The sequence below is a fragment of the Streptomyces sp. NPDC036984 genome (assembly GCF_055607665.1).
Genome location: NZ_JBVJRL010000002.1, coordinates 305,550 through 321,314, shown reverse-complemented (window position 1 = coordinate 321,314; position 15,765 = coordinate 305,550). Strand labels below are relative to the sequence as shown.

Sequence of the window (15,765 nt, the reverse complement as noted above, 5' to 3'; positions counted from 1 at the left end):
GCATGGAGCGCGAGGACACCTGGCTTCTGCACACGCTGGAAGACGCCGTCACCGCGGAGATCAACCGCCATCTGGCAACGGCACAGGAATGGATGCCGCACGAGTACGTGCCCTGGGGCCGGGGCCGCGACTTCAACGGCGTACTCGGCGGCGAGGAATGGGCACCGGAGCAGTCGCAGCTCTCGGAGATCGCCCGCACCTCGCTGGTCGTCAACCTGCTGACCGAGGACAACCTGCCCAGCTACCACCACTCCCGGGCCGAGCTGTTCGGTCTGGAGGGCACCTGGGGCGAGTGGCTGCACCGGTGGACCGCCGAGGAGGGCCGGCACTCCATCGCCATCCGCGACTACCTGCTCACCAGCCGGGCGGTGGACCCGGTCGAGCTGGAACGCCTGCGGATGACGCAGGTGTCCAAGGGGCACGTCACCGACGCGAGCGCGAGCATCCTGCACTCCATGGTCTTCCTGACCGTGCAGGAGCTGGCCACGCGGATCTCGCACCGCAACACCGGCAAGCTCGCCGGTGACCCGGTGTGCGAACAGATGATGGCGCGCATCGCCAAGGACGAGAACCTGCACATGCTCTTCTACCGGAACCTGCTGGGCGCCTCGCTGGAGGTGTCCGCGGACCGGACCGTGGTGGCGTTCAGGGACGTCGTCACCTCCTTCCGGATGCCGGGCCACACCATTCCCGGCTTCGCCCAGGCGTCCCGGAAGATGGCGCTGGCGGGTGTCTACAACCCGCGGATCCATCGTGACGACGTTGTCATGCCGGTCCTGCGCACGCTGGGCGTTCTCGACGTCGGCGGGCTGGGCCCCGAGGGCGCCGAGGCCCAGGACGAGCTGGGCCGTCACCTGGCGGAACTGGACGCCGCCGCCTCCCGCTTCGACGAGGTCGCGGCCGCCTGGCAGGCCCGGAGGCGGGCCGGCGGGCAACCGGTTCCCTAGGGCGGTTCCCCAGGACGGCGACGACACGGCGACACGAGCGGACCCCGGCCGTCGGCCGGGGTCCGCTCGTGTGTGCGCCGGGTTCCGTCAGGACGGTGCCGGTCCGAGCAGCCGCTGCAGGGCCCGGCGGGTGCGCTGGGGCGCTCCGGGCGCGGCGAAGAGCTGGATCTCCTGGTTCAGGGCCATGTAGAGACCGACGAGTTCGTAGGCCACCTGCTCCGGTTCCGTGTCGGCCGGCAGCTCGCCCGCGGCCACGGCGATGCTCACGTCACGGGCGAGCCGGCGCCGCCACACCCGGAAGAGCTGGGCCACCCGGTCGTGCAGGAGGCCGCCGCGGGCGTCGAACTCGACGGAGGCGGTCGTGAAGAGGCAGCCGCCGGGGAACGTGTCGCGTTCCGTGACGAGATAGGCGATCCAGGCTTCGCAGACGGCCCACAGCCGGGGCAGGCCCGGCTTCTCGCTCTGTGCGGGCTCCCACACCGCCCGGGAGAAGACCTCCGAGGCGCGCTCCAGGGTGGCCAGCTGAAGCCCCTCCTTGGTGCCGAAGTGACCGAGCACCCCGGCCTTGCTCATCCCCAGGTCAGTGGCGAGACGCCCGATGCTCAGCCCTTGGAGGCCGTCGACCGAAGCGATCACCATGCCGCGTTCCACGATGCGGTGGCGGGTCCTGCGGGCTTCGGCGACGGAGTTGCGTGGGCTCATGGCGCCATCCTAGCGAGCCACCCGCGCATTTAACTTCCGATCGGTCGGTTGCTATATTCCGGGCACTGCTGCCAAGCCAAGGAGATCAGCCGTGCAGGGAAGCCACATCGCAGCCCTGGGCCACTACCAGCCGGCCCGGATCCTCACCAATGACGACCTGGCCTCCATGGTCGAGACCAGCGACGAGTGGATCCGCCGCCGCACCGGAATCGCCACGCGCCACATCGCCGCCGACGACGAGTCGGTGACCGACATGGCGGCGACCGCCGCGAGCAAGGCCCTGGCCTCCTCCGGCCTCGAGCCCGCCGACATCGGCCTGGTCACCGTGGCGACCTGCACCTCGATCGACCGCAGCCCCTCGACGGCGGCCCAGGTCGCGGCCCGGCTCGGCATCCCCTCCCCGGTCGCCTTCGACCTGAACAACGCCTGCGCCGGCTTCTGCACCGCCCTCGCCTGCGCGGACCACGCGCTGCGCGCCGGGGCTGCCCGCCACGCGCTGGTCATCGGCGCCGAGAAGATGTCCGACGTCACCGACTGGAGCGACCGCAGCACCTGCGTCCTGCTCGGCGACGGCGCCGGCGCCGCCGTGCTCAGCGCGTCCGACGGCGAGGGCATCGGGCCGGTCGCCTGGGGTTCCGACCCGACCCGCAGCGACGCCGTCCGGCTGGTCGACGACTGGCACCCGCACTTCGAGCAGGAGGGCCAGGCCGTCTTCCGCTGGGCGACGAGCCAGCTCCCCGCCATCGCCAGGGAAGCCTGCGAGCGCGCCGGCCTGACCCCGGCCGATCTCGCCGCCGTCGTCACGCACCAGGCCAACCTGCGCATCATCGAGGCCGTGATCCGCCAGCTCGAACTGCGCGAGGACGTCGTGATCGCCCAGGACGTCACCGACTCCGGCAACACCTCCGCCGCCTCCGTCCCGCTCGCCCTGTCCAAGCTGACCGAGCGGAACGCCATCCCCTCGGGCGCGCCGGTCCTCCTCCTCGCCTTCGGCGGCGGCCTGTCCTGGGCCGGCCAGGTCGTCACCTGCCCCTGACCCCGGCCGACCCCGGCGTTTTCTTTACGCTTCCCTGACGCCGGGGCCGGATCCGCCGGGCCTGCGCGCGGTGTCCTCCCCGTTGTCCGGAACGCGTCGGAGAGGGGAGTGCCATGGAAGGCACCGTCGTCGCAGTGGTGGCTGTGATCGTTCTTCTGCTGCTCGTGCTGAAGAGCGGTATGCGGGTCGTCAACCAGGTGGAGCGCGGGGTCGTCTTCCGGTGGGGGAAGGCGCTGCCCAGCTACCGGCAGCCGGGCATCACCTTCCTCATCCCGTTCGCCGACCGGATGCGCAAGGTGAACGTGCAGGTCGTGACCATGCCGGTGCCCACCCAGGAGGGCATCACCCGGGACAACGTGTCGGTGAAGGTCGACGCCGTCGTCTACTTCCGGGTCACCGACCCGGTGCGCGCGGCCATCGAGGTGCAGGACTACGTCTTCGCCGTCGGCCAGGTCGCCCAGTCCTCCCTGCGCTCCATCATCGGCAAGAGCGACCTGGACGACCTGCTGAGCGACCGGGAGCGGCTGCACGAGGGGCTCGCGCTGATGATCGACAGCCCGGCCGCCGGCTGGGGCGTCCACATCGACCGGGTCGAGATCAAGGACGTACAGCTCCCCGAGTCGCTGAAGCGGTCCATGTCGCGCCAGGCCGAGGCCGAGCGGGAGCGGCGGGCCCGGGTCATCACCGCCGACGGCGAGTTCCAGGCCGCCCAGCAGCTCGCCAACGCGTCGCGGATCATGTCCGACACCCCGGAAGCCATGCAGCTCCGCCTCCTCCAGACCGTCGTGGAGGTGGCCGCCGAGAAGAACTCGACCCTGGTGATGCCGTTCCCCGTCGAGCTGCTCCGCTACTTCGACCGGGCCGCGCAGAAGATCGGCGCCGACCTGGACGTGCCTCGGCAGACCCCGGCTCCCGCACCCGAGAGCGAAGACCGGAGCGCATAGCATCCGCTCATGACCAACGTGCTGAATGTCGAGATCAACGCCCTCACCGGCGGCCCCGCCGACCTGGCCCGGTACGCCGGCAAGGCGGTCCTCATCGTGAACGTGGCCTCCAAGTGCGGCCTGACCCCGCAGTACTCGGGGCTCGAAAAGCTCCAGGAGCGGTACGCCGAGCAGGGCTTCACCGTGCTCGGCGTGCCCTGCAACCAGTTCCTCGGGCAGGAGCCCGGCACCGCCGAGGAGATCGCCGAGTTCTGCTCGGCGACGTACGGCGTGACCTTCCCGCTCACCGAGAAGGTGGAGGTGAACGGCGCGGGACGGCACCCGCTGTACGAGCGGCTGGTCGGCTTCGCCGATGCCGAGGGGCACACCGGGGACATCCGCTGGAACTTCGAGAAGTTCCTGATCGGCCGGGACGGGCGGATCGTCGCGCGGTTCTCGCCGCAGACCGAGCCGGAGTCGGCCGAGGTCGTCGCCGCGATCGAGGCCCAGCTCGGCTGAGCCCGGCTTGACCTTGCCCCTGGGGCAGGCAGGAGCGTCCTTCGTGCCGGGCGGGACGGACCGCCCGGTGACGGAGGGGCGAGTGAGCCGGAGGCGAGCCGCCGTTGAAAGGGGCCGGCATCGTGAACGAGGAGTTGCTCACCATCGGCGCCTTCGCCGCGCGGTGCCGGCTGTCGGCCAAGGCCCTGCGGCTGTACGACCGGCTCGGCCTGCTGACACCGGCCCGTGTCGACGCGCCCAGCGGCTACCGCTACTACCGCGTCGACCAGGTCGAACGGGCCCGGCTTGTGGCCATGCTGCGGCAGTTGGACATGCCGCTCGCCCGGATCGCCGAGGTGGTGGAGGCCGACGGGGCCGAGGCCGCCGACCGGCTCGACGCCTACTGGGCGGACGTGGAGGCCCGGGTTGCCGGGCAGCGCACCCTCGCCGAGTACCTCCGTGGACGACTGTCGGGGAGGAGCTCCGAGATGTACGAGAAGTTCGTGGTCGAGACCGTGGAGGTGCCGGCGCAGGTGGTGATCACCGAGTCGCGGCACACACTGGCGGACGAACTGCCCACCTGGATCGGCGCGTCCCTGGACCGTCTCGAGGCGGCCGCCCGGGAGTGCGGGGGCATCACGGGCGCGCCGTTCGTGGTGTACCACTCCGAGGTCTCGACGGAGAGCGACGGGCCCGCCGAGTCGTGCGTGCCGGTCGCGGACGAGGCGGCGGCGCGGGCCTGGGCCCAGGAGCACGGGCGGGCCCGGGAGACCCGGGTACGGGTGGAGCCGGCGACCCGGCTGGCCCGTACCCGGATCACCAAGGCGCAGGTGGCGCACCCGCAGATCCTGGCCGCGTTCGAGGCGGTGGAGCAGTGGCTGGCCCGCGAGGGGCTGGAGCCGGCGGGGCCCTGCCGGGAGATCTACTTCGCGGACTGGGACGCGGCGGGAGCCGAGGACCCGGTGTGCGATGTGGCGTTCCCGGTGCGGTAGCCGGACACGGGCGAGCCCTCTCGGCAAGGACGGCGACTGGACGAGAGGGCTCTCCTGGTGGTGCTGTGCAGTTGTGCGGTCAGCGTCAGGGAGAACCCCTCACGCCTTGACCGAGGCCACGAAGGCGTTCCACGCGTCGGCGGGGAAGGCCAGGATCGGGCCCTCGACGACCTTGGAGTCGCGGACGGCGAGTTCGGCGGCGGTGGGCGACTTGACCTCGACGCAGGCGCCGTTGCCAGCGGAATAGGAGGACTTCATCCACGTCTCCGAAGCGCCCTGAATCAGTGCCATGTCCACTCCTGTTGCGAGTTGCAGTAGTGCGGTTCACGCCAACCATGTCGTCTGATTGGCGTGATCGACGCTACCGGGCAACTGCGCTTGCTGGAGTAGTCGTTCACTCAACCGGATGGCATATTCCAGGTGAGCCTTCCACGGAAGCGGACCGACGGTGTACGATCCCGCGCCCTCTGTGGGTCCGCCTCAGTCGGCGTACCTTTTCGCCGCATCGGCGATGAATTGCCGGGATGCTTCCACATTGAGGGACTGTGCCCGCAGATGCTCGTACATCACGGCGTACTTCTGCACGTCCTGCGCCTTCTCCAGGTACAGGTCGCTGGTGACGCCCTCCAGGTACACCACGCTGGAGTCGGCCGCGTCGGCGAACTCCAGGATCGCGTACTGGCCGTTGAGCCCCGGATGCGCGCCCACCTCGAAGGGCAGCACCTGCACGGTGACATGCGGCAGCTGGGACATCTCGATCAGATGCTCCAGCTGCTCGCGCATCACCAGCTTGCTGCCGACCACCCGGCGCAGGGCGGCCTCGTCCAGCACCACCCACAGCCGGAGCGGGTTGTGCTCGGCGGTGATACGTTCCTGTCGGCGCAGCCGCACCTGGACGCGCTTCTCGATCTCGGCCGTCGACGTCTCCGGCAGCGCGCCCTGCACCAGGGCCTCGGCGTACGCGCGGGTCTGCAACAGGCCGGTCACCAGCTGGGGTTCGTACACCCGCAGCGACTCGGCGTCGGTCTCCAGCCCGATGTAGACGCTGTACGGGATGTCCCCGAAGGTGTGCCACCACCCCTGCTGCCGGGAATCCCGGGCCATCTCCATCAACGAGTCGACGATCCGCTGGTCCTCGACCTCGTACACCCCGCACAGGTCACGCACATCGCGCTGGCTGATGCTTCTGCGGCCGTTCTCCAGCCGGCTGATCTTCGACTGCGACACGAGCAGCCGCTCCGCCACCTCTTCGGCCGTCATGCCCTTGAGCTCGCGGAGCCTGCGCAGCTCCTGGCCGAGCCGGCGCCGCCTGACGGTGGGATTGACATTGGACGCCACGGGACGTGCACCTCCGGCTGCCTGCCTGTTACTTGACACTTTCCGTATCTGCTGTTGAGCAGACTGCCACCAAGGTGCTTTCTACCGCTGGGAAACGAGGGATATGCGGCGCCCCCTTGAACTGTTGTTCCCTGGATTTGCCGCCCTGTGGACGCAGTCGAGCGGGGCGGCGAGACACAGGGTCTCACCGCCCCGCTCGGACCGGCGGCTCCCGAACCGGTTCTGTGGGGACCGGGCTTGCTCAGTGGGCCACGACGCGTGCCATGGAGCCGCGGTGCGGCTGCATCGGAACCCCGCGTGCGGGTTCCGCCGCGGGCCTGGCTCCGGCCGCGCCCTGCCGGCCGGCTGCGGCCGGTCCGCGGCGCGGCTGGGCGACGGCACCGTTCTGCACGTCCATCACGGCGTGCGCGACGAGCCCGCCCATCGGGTCATGCCGGATCAGATCCCGCAACCGGGACCGCGAGGACCGGCCCTCGTTCCCCGGGTACAGGTGCTTGCCGAGCCCGACGGCGTGCGCCAGGGCGGCGAGCGCCGCGGTCCGCGGGTCCGGCGGCACGCCGGTGCGGATCGCGGAATCCAGCCGGGCACGGATCTCCCGGCTGATCTCGTTGTCCGTCGCCTGATAGCGCGTCGTCGGCAACACCCCGCACATCTGACCGGCCACGGCATGCACCATGCCGCACCGCTCCAGATGCGAGAGGTACGTCTGACGGAGCCCCAGCCGGGGTCCGCCGATCCAGTGGACGGCACGCACGGGAGCGCCACGCCTTCGCAGCAACTCCAACGCGCAGTCCAGAGTCGGATCTCCTGTCGGCCGTGGTACCACCACGGCGATACGATCCCCGTCTGGGGCTATCCGTCCGGCCAGCGCCAGCTCTACTAGCTGTGCACCGGCCAGACCGAGGTCGAGCGACTGCGGCTGTGCAGTGGTACCCGTGGCCGGGTCCAATGCCAGCAGCAGAAGCTCCTCCGGAAGTGTTCTGCGGCTCCTGCCCATCCATGCCTCCCCGCGTGGATGAATGACAGGGTGACCCCTCTCACATTGGTCTGTCGAGGGTGCGTGACCGGTTCGTGAGGGAACCGGCAGGTATGTCGTTCTCGTCTACCGCAGGGGCCAAGCCCTCACACAGGACACTGGTACATGGTTCGGACAGGGCGCACACGTGAGCGTGCGACGCATGAGGAGGCATCGGTGGCGGGCGAGTCCCCCGACAGGTCGAAGCAGCGCGAGTCGTCGGCGGAACCGACGTCGGGGAGCGCGGGTTCGGTTCCCGAGGCGCGCGATCCGCGTCTCGCCGTGGCCCGCGAAAAGGATTCCTCGGACGGCGGCGCCACGGACACGGCGACGAAGGTCCTGACGGTACGACCGGCCGACTCCCACTCCGAGGACACCGCCCTGCGCGCGGCGGTCTCGGCATGGGTGCGCGACCCACACCCCGACACAACCGCAAACCCTTCGGAAGAGCCGAAGCCCGAGAACACCGAGGACGACGGCAAAGCCCCCGAAGCAACGACGCCTCCCAGCACCGAGGCCCGGCCGAAGGCCCCCTCGAAGGCCGACGCCGACGCCGAGGACAGCGCTGAGGACAAGGCCGACGCGAAGTCCGAGACCGACACGAACGCAAAGGCGAACGTGGAGTCCGAGACCGACGCGAAGGCAGAGGCTGACGCGAAGGCGAACGCGGAGTCTGTGGCCGACGCGAGCACGAAGGCGGACGCGGACGTGAAGGCGGACGCGGGCGTGAAGGCGGGCGCGGAGTCCGAGACCGACGCAGACGCGGACGCGAACGCGGAGGCCAAGTCGCAGGCGGACGCGAAGGCGGACGCGGAGTCCGAGACCGACGCGGACACGAAGGCTGACACCAAGTCCGAGGCGGACGCGGACGCGACGGCGGGCGCGGAGTCCGAGACCGACGCAGACGCGAAGGCGGACACGAGCACGAAGGCTGACGCGAAGTCCGAAACCGGCTCGAAGGCGAAGGCCGGCGCGGACGCGAAGGCGGATGCGGACGTGACGTCCGGGGCCGACGCGGACGCGAAGGCCGGTGAAGGCGAAGCCGAGGCGGAGGAGGGCGGCGACGAGCCGGAGGCCACCGACGGCGAGGACGCCCCACAGGGGCCAACCGCAGCCGACGACGGGACCCGCACGGGTGGTGCGGGCGGGAAGCCGGACGCCGAAGGCGAAGCCGAGGCGGACTCGGAGGCGGAGGCGCCGCAGGCAACCGGCGGAGCCGAGGCGGGTGGGGTCGACCAGGCGACCACCGTCTTCAAGGCCGTACGGCCCAAGAAGCCCGCCGTCGACCAGCCGACGACCATGCTCAAGCTCGGCGGCAAGCCCAAGCCTGCCGAGACCGACTCCGAGCGCACCAGCAAGTTCGTCGCGCTGAAGGACGACATGCGCCCGGCCGACAAGTCGGCCGACAAGGCAACGACCCCGGCCCCCGCAAAGGCCCCGGCCTCCGACGCCACCACCCCCGTCCCCCACATCGGCCCCGAACGCACCACCCAGCAGCCGCTCCCGCCCAAGCCCCCGCTGGACCTGCTGGCGGAGCTGACGAACACGCCCCCGCCCCCGGAGACCCCGGTCCGCACGCTCGTGCGCCGGATCAAGATCTGGACCCCTCTGGTCCTGCTCCTGGCGATCGTCTTCGCGGTCGTACAGACGTTCCGCCCGCTGCCGACCCCCACCCTCGCGCTGACCGCGAAGGACAGCTACACCTTCGACGGCAGGACGAACCTGCCCTGGCCGGGCGAGGGCCAGGGCTGGATGGACGGCGACGGCATCGGCACGATGGGCGGCTTCGGCAAGCAGACCCCCGTGGCCATCGGCTCGGTCGCCAAGACCATGACCGCGTACATCATTCTCCGGGAGCACCCGCTGAAGCCGGGCCAGGAAGGCCCGAACATCGAGATCGACGCCAAGGCGGAGAAGGAGGGCGGCTACGACAAGGACGGCGAGTCGACGCTCAACACCGTCAAGGCCGGTGGCCACCTCACCGAGAAGCAGGCCCTGTCGGCCGTCCTCATCCCCTCCGCCAACAACATCGCGCGGCTCCTCGCGCGCTGGGACGTGGGCTCGGAGGCGGCGTTCGTCAAGAAGATGAACGCCACCGCCAGGGAACTGGGGATGACCCACACCACGTACACCGATCCCTCGGGCCTGAAGGAGACCACCGTCTCCACCGCCGAGGACCAGGTGAAGCTCGGCCGAGCGTTCGTCAAGGTGCCGGCGCTGGTCGCCATCAGCAGCGCGGCCAGCTGGACCGACCCCTCCGGCAAGTTCTGGCCCAACTACAACACGCTGCCGTACCACATCGGGGCGATCGGCATCAAAACCGGCAGCACCACCGCGGCCGGCGGCAACCTGCTCTTCGCCTCCCGCAAGAAGGTGGGCGGGCAGACGGTGACGATCGTCGGCGCGATCCTCGGCCAGCACAAGCCGAAGATCCTCGAAACGGTCAACGCGGTCAGCCAGACCGCGCTGCTCGCCGCCCAGGACGCGCTGACCTCCCAGAAGATCGTGAAGAAGGGCGACGTGGTCGGCTACGTGGACGACGGGCTCGGCGGCCACACCCCGGTCGTGGTCACCAAGGACGTCACCGCCGTCGGCTGGGCCGGCCTGAAGGTGAAGCTGTCCTTCGCCTCCGGCACCGTGCCGCACACGGCGAAGGCCGGTACCACGGTCGGTACGCTCACCGTGGGTGACGGTTCGGCCGGTGCGGTGAAGGTTCCGGTCGCCCTCCAGAAGGATCTGGCCGAGCCCGGTTTCGGCGCCAAGCTGACCCGTCTGGCCTGACCACCCCGGCCGCCGGCCCACCGCGCACCCCGCTGACGGAGCCCCCACCCGGGAGCCCCGCGGCGGGGTGCGTGCTAGCGTCACGAAACGGGGCAGGTCGCCGGTCACGGGACGCGGCCGCGAACTGGACGGGAAGCGGCCGGGAACACCGAGACAAGCGGCCGAGAACAGAAGACGGGATACGGGGAGTGCCTTCAGGTGGCCACAGCGGAGCCGACACGTGCCGACGACGCAGATCCGGGCCCGGGATCCGGCCCGCGAATACGCCTGTCCACGACTGACACGGCGACGACCAAGCCCGCGGCCGCGACCGGCGCAGCGGCGGGCCCGGCGGCTCGTACGGCGAGCGATGCCGCGGCCGGCACGGACCGGCACGGCACCGGGGCGGGCCGCCCCGGCGGACGTGCCCGTCTGCTCGCCGCCGCCGAACCGCTCCGGCAGCGGCTGCTGCGGCACCCCGTGCTGTCCGTGACCGCGCTCGCGGGCGTGCTGCACATCATCTGGTTCTTCACGTTCGCCAACAGCGGCGGCGATCTCGCGGCGCAGGACGCGTGGGCGGAGTTCGTCGGCCGGCACCCGGACTCGGCGTACAACCTCGCCTGGTACGGGGGCATGCACCCGGTGTCGTACAGCGTGGTGTCGCCGTATCTGATGTCGGTCCTCGGCGTCCGTACGACGATGATGATCGCCGGGACGGTGTCGGCGGGCCTGCTGACGCTGGTCCTGATCCGCAGCCGGTCGGTGAAGAACCCACTGTGGGCCTCGCTCGCCGGGGTCGTGGCGTTCCTGTGCAACGCGATCTCCGGCCGGGTCACCTTCGGTCTCGGCACGATGTTCGCGCTCGGCGCGGTCGCGGCGGTGTTCTGCTGGCCGTACCGGTGGCGGTACAAACGCTGGGCGAAGGCGCTGGTCGCCGCCCCGCTGGCCGCGCTCGCCACGATGGCCTCGCCGGTGGCGGGGCTGTTCACGGGCCTGATCGCGGCCGCGCTGTTCCTGCAGAAGCGGCGGCCGGGGGCGTGGGCGCTCGGCCTCGCGCCGTCGGCGGTGGTCGCGGTGTCCGCCTGGCTGTTCCCCTTCTCCGGCACCCAGCCGATGGTGTTCGGCTCGGTGGTCATGCCGCTGCTGTACGGCCTGCTGTGCCTGTTCCTGGCGCCGAAGGAATGGGTGACGGTCCGGCTGACGGCCGCCGTCTACAGCGTCGGCGTGGTTCTGGTCTGGCTGATCAGCTCGCAGATCGGATCCAACATCTCGCGGCTGCCGATGCTCTTCGCGGGCGCGACCCTGGTCGCCATCCTGCCGTACACCGTGCCGAAGTCCCGCAAGTGGTATCTGACCGTGCTGGCTCTCCTGGGCTTCGCCGGCTGGATCGGCTTCAAGTCGGTGGACGACATCATCCACACCACTCCGGCCGCCTCCTGGGCCCGGGAACTCGCCCCGCTCGTCAACGAGCTGCAGAAGGCCGGCGCCGAGAAGGGCCGTGTCGAGGTGGTACCGGCCCGCTCGCACCGCGAGGCATCGGCCCTCGCCCCGTACGTCAACCTGGCCCGCGGCTGGAACCGGCAGGCCGACATGGAGCGCAACCCGCTCTTCTACGACGACACGCTGAACTCGGCGAACTACCACGAGTGGCTCCAGCGGTGGGCCGTGCACTTCGTGGTGCTGCCCAAGGACAATCTGGACGGGGACGGCGGACAGCGCGAGCGGGCGCTGCTGCAGCGCGGGATGCCGTATCTGAAGCAGATCTGGGGCGACGCCAACTGGCAGCTGTTCCAGGTGACCGATCCGGCCCCGCTCGCCGAGCCGAACGCGGTGGTGGACCGGGCCGAGCAGGGCGAGATGACCCTGGAGGTGCGCAAGGCGGGGCGGATCCTGATCCGTGTCCCGTACTCGCCGTGGCTGAGCATCGTCGACGAGCACGGCAAGAGCCAGCCGTACGACAAGATCAAGGCGTGCCTGATGGCGACATCGGAGGACAGCGAGGGGGACAAGTGGACCGTGCTGCTCGCGCCGAAGGCCGGGACGTACCGGCTGGCGGCGCCGTACCAGCTGCCCCGCGGTACGCCGTGCCCCGACTCGCTGAAGTGAGTTCTACCGGGTTCCGCGCAGCTCGGCCACGTACGTGTCCGTGCCCGGCACCGTCGGGATGAACGGCGCCACCAGTTCCACCCGGCCCAGGCCGGATTCGGTCACCTGGTCCTCCAACCCGCCGAAGTGCTGCTCCCAGCACTCCCGGGGGTCCGTCTCCAGGAACCACAGCAGCGTGAGCCGGGTGTCCACGCCCTCGACCTGCCTGACGTAGGTCATGCGGTCGCCGGGCAGGGGCGTGGGCCGGAAGACCGTCACGAGCGCGGCCGGCGAGCCCGCCACCCGCTTCGGCAGGTGGCGGGTGCGCAGCCACTCCAGCAACCGCGCCCGCTGCTCGGCCGACTCGGCGTCGATCACCTCCAGCACCAGCCCGGCGTAGGGGTGGTCGAGGGCGTGGAAGTCCCGCGGGCCGGCCGCGCCGTCCCGGTACACCGTCGTCTCGTGGTCCTGGAAGGCGGTGAAGACGTGGGTGCGCTCGTGGTAGACGCGGGCGTCCCGGTTGAGGCGCTTGTTGATGGCGACCGTCCACTTCATGTGGTCGTCGTAGCGGCCGGCGGTGATCCAGTAGGTGGAGAGATAGCAGCCGGCGGTGACCGGCTGGGCGATCGCCGACTTCTCGGGGCGGCGCAGGAGCTGGAGCTCCCGGGTCGCCACCCAGCGGCGGCCCGCGTACATCCAGGGCATGGCCATCGCGCCGGCGTAGTAGTGGTCGTCCTCGTACCAGCGGTTGTACGCGTACTCGTGTCCGGGGTGCGGCTCGACCATGGTGATCAGGGCGTGCCCGGGGCGGACGCCGTACGGGCCGACGGCGGCCAGTTCGGCGTACCGCTCGCTGCGGGTGTCGTCGCTCATGCGGTTCCCCTTTTCTGCGGTCGCCCATACTCTGACGCTCCGTCAGATGAAGCGCCAGGGTCCGGGAGGCTGTCATGTCACTGCTCGCCGGCAAGACCGTCGTCGTCTCCGGCGTCGGCGCCGGGCTCGGCCACCAGGTCGCCGCCGCCGTCGTACGGGACCGGGGGAACGCCGTCCTGGGCGCCCGCACGGAGGCGAACCTCGCCAAGAGCGCGGCCGGGATCGATCCGGACGGCACGCGCACGGCGTACCGGGCGACCGACATCACCGACGAGCGGCAGTGCGAGGCGCTGGCGGCGCTGGCGCGGGAGCGGTTCGGCGGGATCGACGCCGTGGTGCATGTGGCCGCCTGGGACTCGCACTTCGGCGGGATCGAGGACGCCGACTTCACGACCTGGCAGTCGGTGATCGACGTGAACCTGCTGGGGACGCTGCGGATGACCCGGGCCTGCCTGCCGGCACTGAAGGCCGCCGGGGGCGGGTCGGTGGTGTTCATCGGGACGCAGTCGGCCGTGGCCGCGCCCTCGCAGGTGAAGCAGGCCGCGTACGCCGCCTCGAAGGGGGCGCTGACCAGCGCGATGTACTCACTGGCGCGGGAGCTGGGGCCGTACCGGATCCGGGTCAACACCGTGCTGCCGGGCTGGATGTGGGGGCCGCCGGTGCAGGCGTACGTGCGGTTCACCGCGCAGACGCAGGGGGTGGCGGAGGACGAGGTGCTGGCGCGCCTGACCGAGCGGATGGCGCTGCCGGAGCCGGCCACCGACGGGGATGCGGCGGACGCGGCGGTGTTCCTCGCCTCGGACCGGGCGCGGGCGATCACGGGCCAGTCGCTGCTCGTGAACGCCGGGGAGCTCATGCGGTAGGGCGCCCCGCGGCGTGTTCATACACATGAACAGAAGTCACCACAACGAACAATTTTACCGTGACTTGACCTTCATCTTGCTTGTCGTGTTCATGTGAGCGGACCCACGATCGGGCACATGAACAGTCTCGACTGGGCCGTGCTCATCGGCTACTTCGGTGTGATGGTCGCGATCGGCGTCTGGTCGCACAAGCGCGTGGACAACGTCTCCGACTTCTTCACGGCCGGCGGCAGGATGCCCTGGTGGCTGTCCGGCATCTCGCACCACATGTCGGGCTACAGCGCCGTGATGTTCACCGGCTATGCCGGCATCGCCTACACCTACGGCGTCACCTCCTTCATCACCTGGTCCTTCCCCATCGCGCTCGGCATCGCCATCGGCTCGAAGCTGTTCGCGCCGCGCATCAACCGGCTGCGCTCGCGGCTCCATGTGGCCTCCCCTTTGGAGTATCTGAAGAACCGTTACAACCTGCCGACCCAGCAGGCGCTCGCCTGGTCCGGCATGCTGCTGAAGATCGTGGACGTGGGCGCCAAGTGGGCGGCGATCGCCACCCTGCTGTCGGTGTTCACGGGCGTCTCCCTGAACCAGGGCATCCTCATCACCGGCGCGATCACCGCGATCTACTGCACGATCGGCGGCCTGTGGGCGGACGCGCTGACCGAACTCGGCCAGTTCGTCATCCAGTTGCTCGCCGGCATATCGATGTTCGTCGCGGTCGTGGTCAAGCTGAACGACAAGAACATCGGCTTCCTCGGCGCCTGGGACGAGCCCGCGCTGCACGGCCACGGCAAGCCGCTGGTCGGCCCGTACGGCACGGTGTTCCTGCTGGCGTTCCTGTTCATCAAGCTCTTCGAGTACAACGGCGGCATGCTCAACCAGGCCCAGCGCTACATGGCGACGGGCAGCGCGTACGAGGCCGAGCGCTCGGCCCGGCTGTCGGCGATCCTCTGGCTGGTCTGGCCGGTGGTCCTGTTCTTCCCCATGTGGATGTCCCCGCTCCTCGTCCACGCGCAGAAGCCGGACGGCTCCGACTCCTACGCCCTGATGACCGAACAGCTGCTGCCGCACGGCCTGTTGGGACTCGTCATCGTCGGCTTCTTCTCGCACACCATGGCCATGTGCTCCTCCGACGCGAACGCGATCGCGGCCGTCTTCACCCGCGACGTCGCACCGGTGCTGTCGGCCAAGGCGCGCTCCTGGGGCGAGCGTTCGGGGCTGATCGCGGCCCGGGTCACCACCGTCGTCTTCCTCGGTCTGTCCATGGCCGTCGCGACCCAGGTCAACTCCCCCGCCTTCAAGGACATCATCACGGTCGTCATCAAGTGGGTGGCCGGTCTGATGGGCCCGATCGCGATCCCGATGATGCTCGGCCTGCTCCGCCCGTTCCGCCGCTCCGGCCCGACGGCGGCGCTCACCAGCTGGGCGGCGGGCCTGCTGGCCTTCTGGCTGGTCAACTACCCCATCAACTGGAACGTCGACGGCGGAGTCCCGCTCCAGTACCAGGTCTCGGTGCCGCTCGCGGTCTCGCTCGTCCTCTACATCCTGATCGGCTACCTGAAGCCGGAGGACACCCCGGAACGGCTGGCCGTCATCGAGCGGCTGAACACGGACGGGGACGGGAGCGCTGCGCGGGCTGTGCCGGTGCCCACGGGTGCGGGGGACGACGTGGTCGGAGCGCCCCACCAGCCCCGGTAGCCGACCGGTCGACCGCCGTCGCGGCGGTCGACCGGCCC

The 15,765-nt window shown here is 70.4% G+C and carries 14 protein-coding genes; 9 read left to right on the top strand and 5 right to left on the bottom strand.

Going from position 1 to position 15,765, the window contains the following annotated elements; all coding sequences use genetic code 11:
* Positions 1–2: 2 nt before the first annotated feature.
* Positions 3–947, top strand: coding sequence for an acyl-ACP desaturase (locus tag ACZ7DL_RS05465; protein WP_470771582.1), 945 nt, complete (start codon positions 3–5; stop codon positions 945–947).
* Positions 948–1,034: 87 nt separating this feature from the next.
* Here the strand turns inward: ACZ7DL_RS05465 and ACZ7DL_RS05460 are convergent, their stop codons facing one another.
* Entirely contained in the window at positions 1,035–1,649 is a 615-nt protein-coding gene (locus tag ACZ7DL_RS05460) for a TetR/AcrR family transcriptional regulator (protein WP_470771581.1), read from the bottom strand.
* Between the two features lie 91 nt (positions 1,650–1,740).
* On the opposite strand from ACZ7DL_RS05460, the gene ACZ7DL_RS05455 reads away from it, so the two are divergent.
* The 4 genes from ACZ7DL_RS05455 (at position 1,741) to ACZ7DL_RS05440 (ending at position 5,098) form a co-directional block, all read left to right on the top strand.
* Complete coding sequence (locus ACZ7DL_RS05455; protein WP_470771580.1) at positions 1,741–2,685, top strand: beta-ketoacyl-ACP synthase III; 945 nt, start codon at positions 1,741–1,743, stop codon at positions 2,683–2,685.
* 113 nt (positions 2,686–2,798) lie between these two features.
* Complete coding sequence (locus ACZ7DL_RS05450; RefSeq protein WP_470771579.1) at positions 2,799–3,629, top strand: slipin family protein; 831 nt, start codon at positions 2,799–2,801, stop codon at positions 3,627–3,629.
* A 9-nt stretch (positions 3,630–3,638) separates the two neighbouring features.
* Entirely contained in the window at positions 3,639–4,127 is a 489-nt protein-coding gene (locus ACZ7DL_RS05445; protein ID WP_470771578.1) for a glutathione peroxidase, read from the top strand.
* A gap of 122 nt (positions 4,128–4,249) precedes the next feature.
* On the top strand, positions 4,250–5,098 hold the full coding sequence (locus tag ACZ7DL_RS05440; RefSeq protein ID WP_470771576.1) for a MerR family transcriptional regulator: 849 nt from the start codon (positions 4,250–4,252) through the stop codon (positions 5,096–5,098).
* A gap of 99 nt (positions 5,099–5,197) precedes the next feature.
* Here ACZ7DL_RS05440 and ACZ7DL_RS05435 read toward each other — a convergent pair whose 3' ends face one another.
* The 3 genes from ACZ7DL_RS05435 to ACZ7DL_RS05425 all read right to left on the bottom strand — a co-directional run bounded on the left by ACZ7DL_RS05435 (position 5,198) and on the right by ACZ7DL_RS05425 (position 7,433).
* On the bottom strand, positions 5,198–5,389 hold the full coding sequence (locus tag ACZ7DL_RS05435; RefSeq protein ID WP_470771574.1) for a DUF397 domain-containing protein: 192 nt from the start codon (positions 5,387–5,389) through the stop codon (positions 5,198–5,200).
* Between the two features lie 189 nt (positions 5,390–5,578).
* Positions 5,579–6,436 carry a helix-turn-helix domain-containing protein gene (locus ACZ7DL_RS05430; RefSeq protein ID WP_470771573.1) on the bottom strand — a complete coding sequence of 286 codons (858 nt, stop codon included), beginning with the start codon at positions 6,434–6,436 and terminating at the stop codon, positions 5,579–5,581.
* Between the two features lie 241 nt (positions 6,437–6,677).
* On the bottom strand, positions 6,678–7,433 hold the full coding sequence (locus tag ACZ7DL_RS05425) for a GOLPH3/VPS74 family protein (RefSeq protein ID WP_470771572.1): 756 nt from the start codon (positions 7,431–7,433) through the stop codon (positions 6,678–6,680).
* Positions 7,434–7,628: 195 nt separating this feature from the next.
* On the opposite strand from ACZ7DL_RS05425, the gene ACZ7DL_RS05420 reads away from it, so the two are divergent.
* The gene (locus ACZ7DL_RS05420) at positions 7,629–10,232 is read left to right on the top strand and encodes a D-alanyl-D-alanine carboxypeptidase (protein ID WP_470771571.1); all 2,604 of its coding nucleotides are present in this window, start codon (positions 7,629–7,631) and stop codon (positions 10,230–10,232) included.
* Positions 10,233–10,430: 198 nt separating this feature from the next.
* Positions 10,431–12,317, top strand: a complete 1,887-nt coding sequence (locus tag ACZ7DL_RS05415) for an MFS transporter (protein ID WP_470771570.1) — start codon at positions 10,431–10,433, stop codon at positions 12,315–12,317.
* Positions 12,318–12,320: 3 nt separating this feature from the next.
* On the opposite strand, the gene ACZ7DL_RS05410 is transcribed toward ACZ7DL_RS05415, so the two are convergent.
* Positions 12,321–13,169, bottom strand: a complete 849-nt coding sequence (locus tag ACZ7DL_RS05410) for a hypothetical protein (protein ID WP_470771569.1) — start codon at positions 13,167–13,169, stop codon at positions 12,321–12,323.
* Between the two features lie 74 nt (positions 13,170–13,243).
* Here ACZ7DL_RS05410 and ACZ7DL_RS05405 point away from each other — a divergent pair, with 74 nt between their 5' ends.
* Positions 13,244–14,032 (top strand): SDR family oxidoreductase, encoded by a 789-nt coding sequence (locus tag ACZ7DL_RS05405; protein ID WP_470771568.1) that lies wholly within the window; start codon positions 13,244–13,246, stop codon positions 14,030–14,032.
* A gap of 117 nt (positions 14,033–14,149) precedes the next feature.
* Positions 14,150–15,727 carry a sodium:solute symporter family protein gene (locus ACZ7DL_RS05400; protein ID WP_470771567.1) on the top strand — a complete coding sequence of 526 codons (1,578 nt, stop codon included), beginning with the start codon at positions 14,150–14,152 and terminating at the stop codon, positions 15,725–15,727.
* Positions 15,728–15,765 lie beyond the last annotated feature (38 nt).

Bases quoted from the DNA above. Each gene is read 5' to 3' on its own strand.
- ACZ7DL_RS05460 (WP_470771581.1), bottom strand. From the start codon at position 1,649: ATGAGCCCACGCAACTCCGTCGCCGAAGCCCGCAGGACCCGCCACCGC.
- ACZ7DL_RS05400 (WP_470771567.1), top strand. From the start codon at position 14,150: ATGAACAGTCTCGACTGGGCCGTGCTCATCGGCTACTTCGGTGTGATG.
- ACZ7DL_RS05410 (WP_470771569.1), bottom strand. From the start codon at position 13,169: ATGAGCGACGACACCCGCAGCGAGCGGTACGCCGAACTGGCCGCCGTC.
- ACZ7DL_RS05425 (WP_470771572.1), bottom strand. From the start codon at position 7,433: ATGGGCAGGAGCCGCAGAACACTTCCGGAGGAGCTTCTGCTGCTGGCA.
- ACZ7DL_RS05435 (WP_470771574.1), bottom strand. From the start codon at position 5,389: ATGGCACTGATTCAGGGCGCTTCGGAGACGTGGATGAAGTCCTCCTAT.
- ACZ7DL_RS05405 (WP_470771568.1), top strand. From the start codon at position 13,244: ATGTCACTGCTCGCCGGCAAGACCGTCGTCGTCTCCGGCGTCGGCGCC.
- ACZ7DL_RS05445 (WP_470771578.1), top strand. From the start codon at position 3,639: ATGACCAACGTGCTGAATGTCGAGATCAACGCCCTCACCGGCGGCCCC.
- ACZ7DL_RS05450 (WP_470771579.1), top strand. From the start codon at position 2,799: ATGGAAGGCACCGTCGTCGCAGTGGTGGCTGTGATCGTTCTTCTGCTG.
- ACZ7DL_RS05465 (WP_470771582.1), top strand. From the start codon at position 3: ATGGAGCGCGAGGACACCTGGCTTCTGCACACGCTGGAAGACGCCGTC.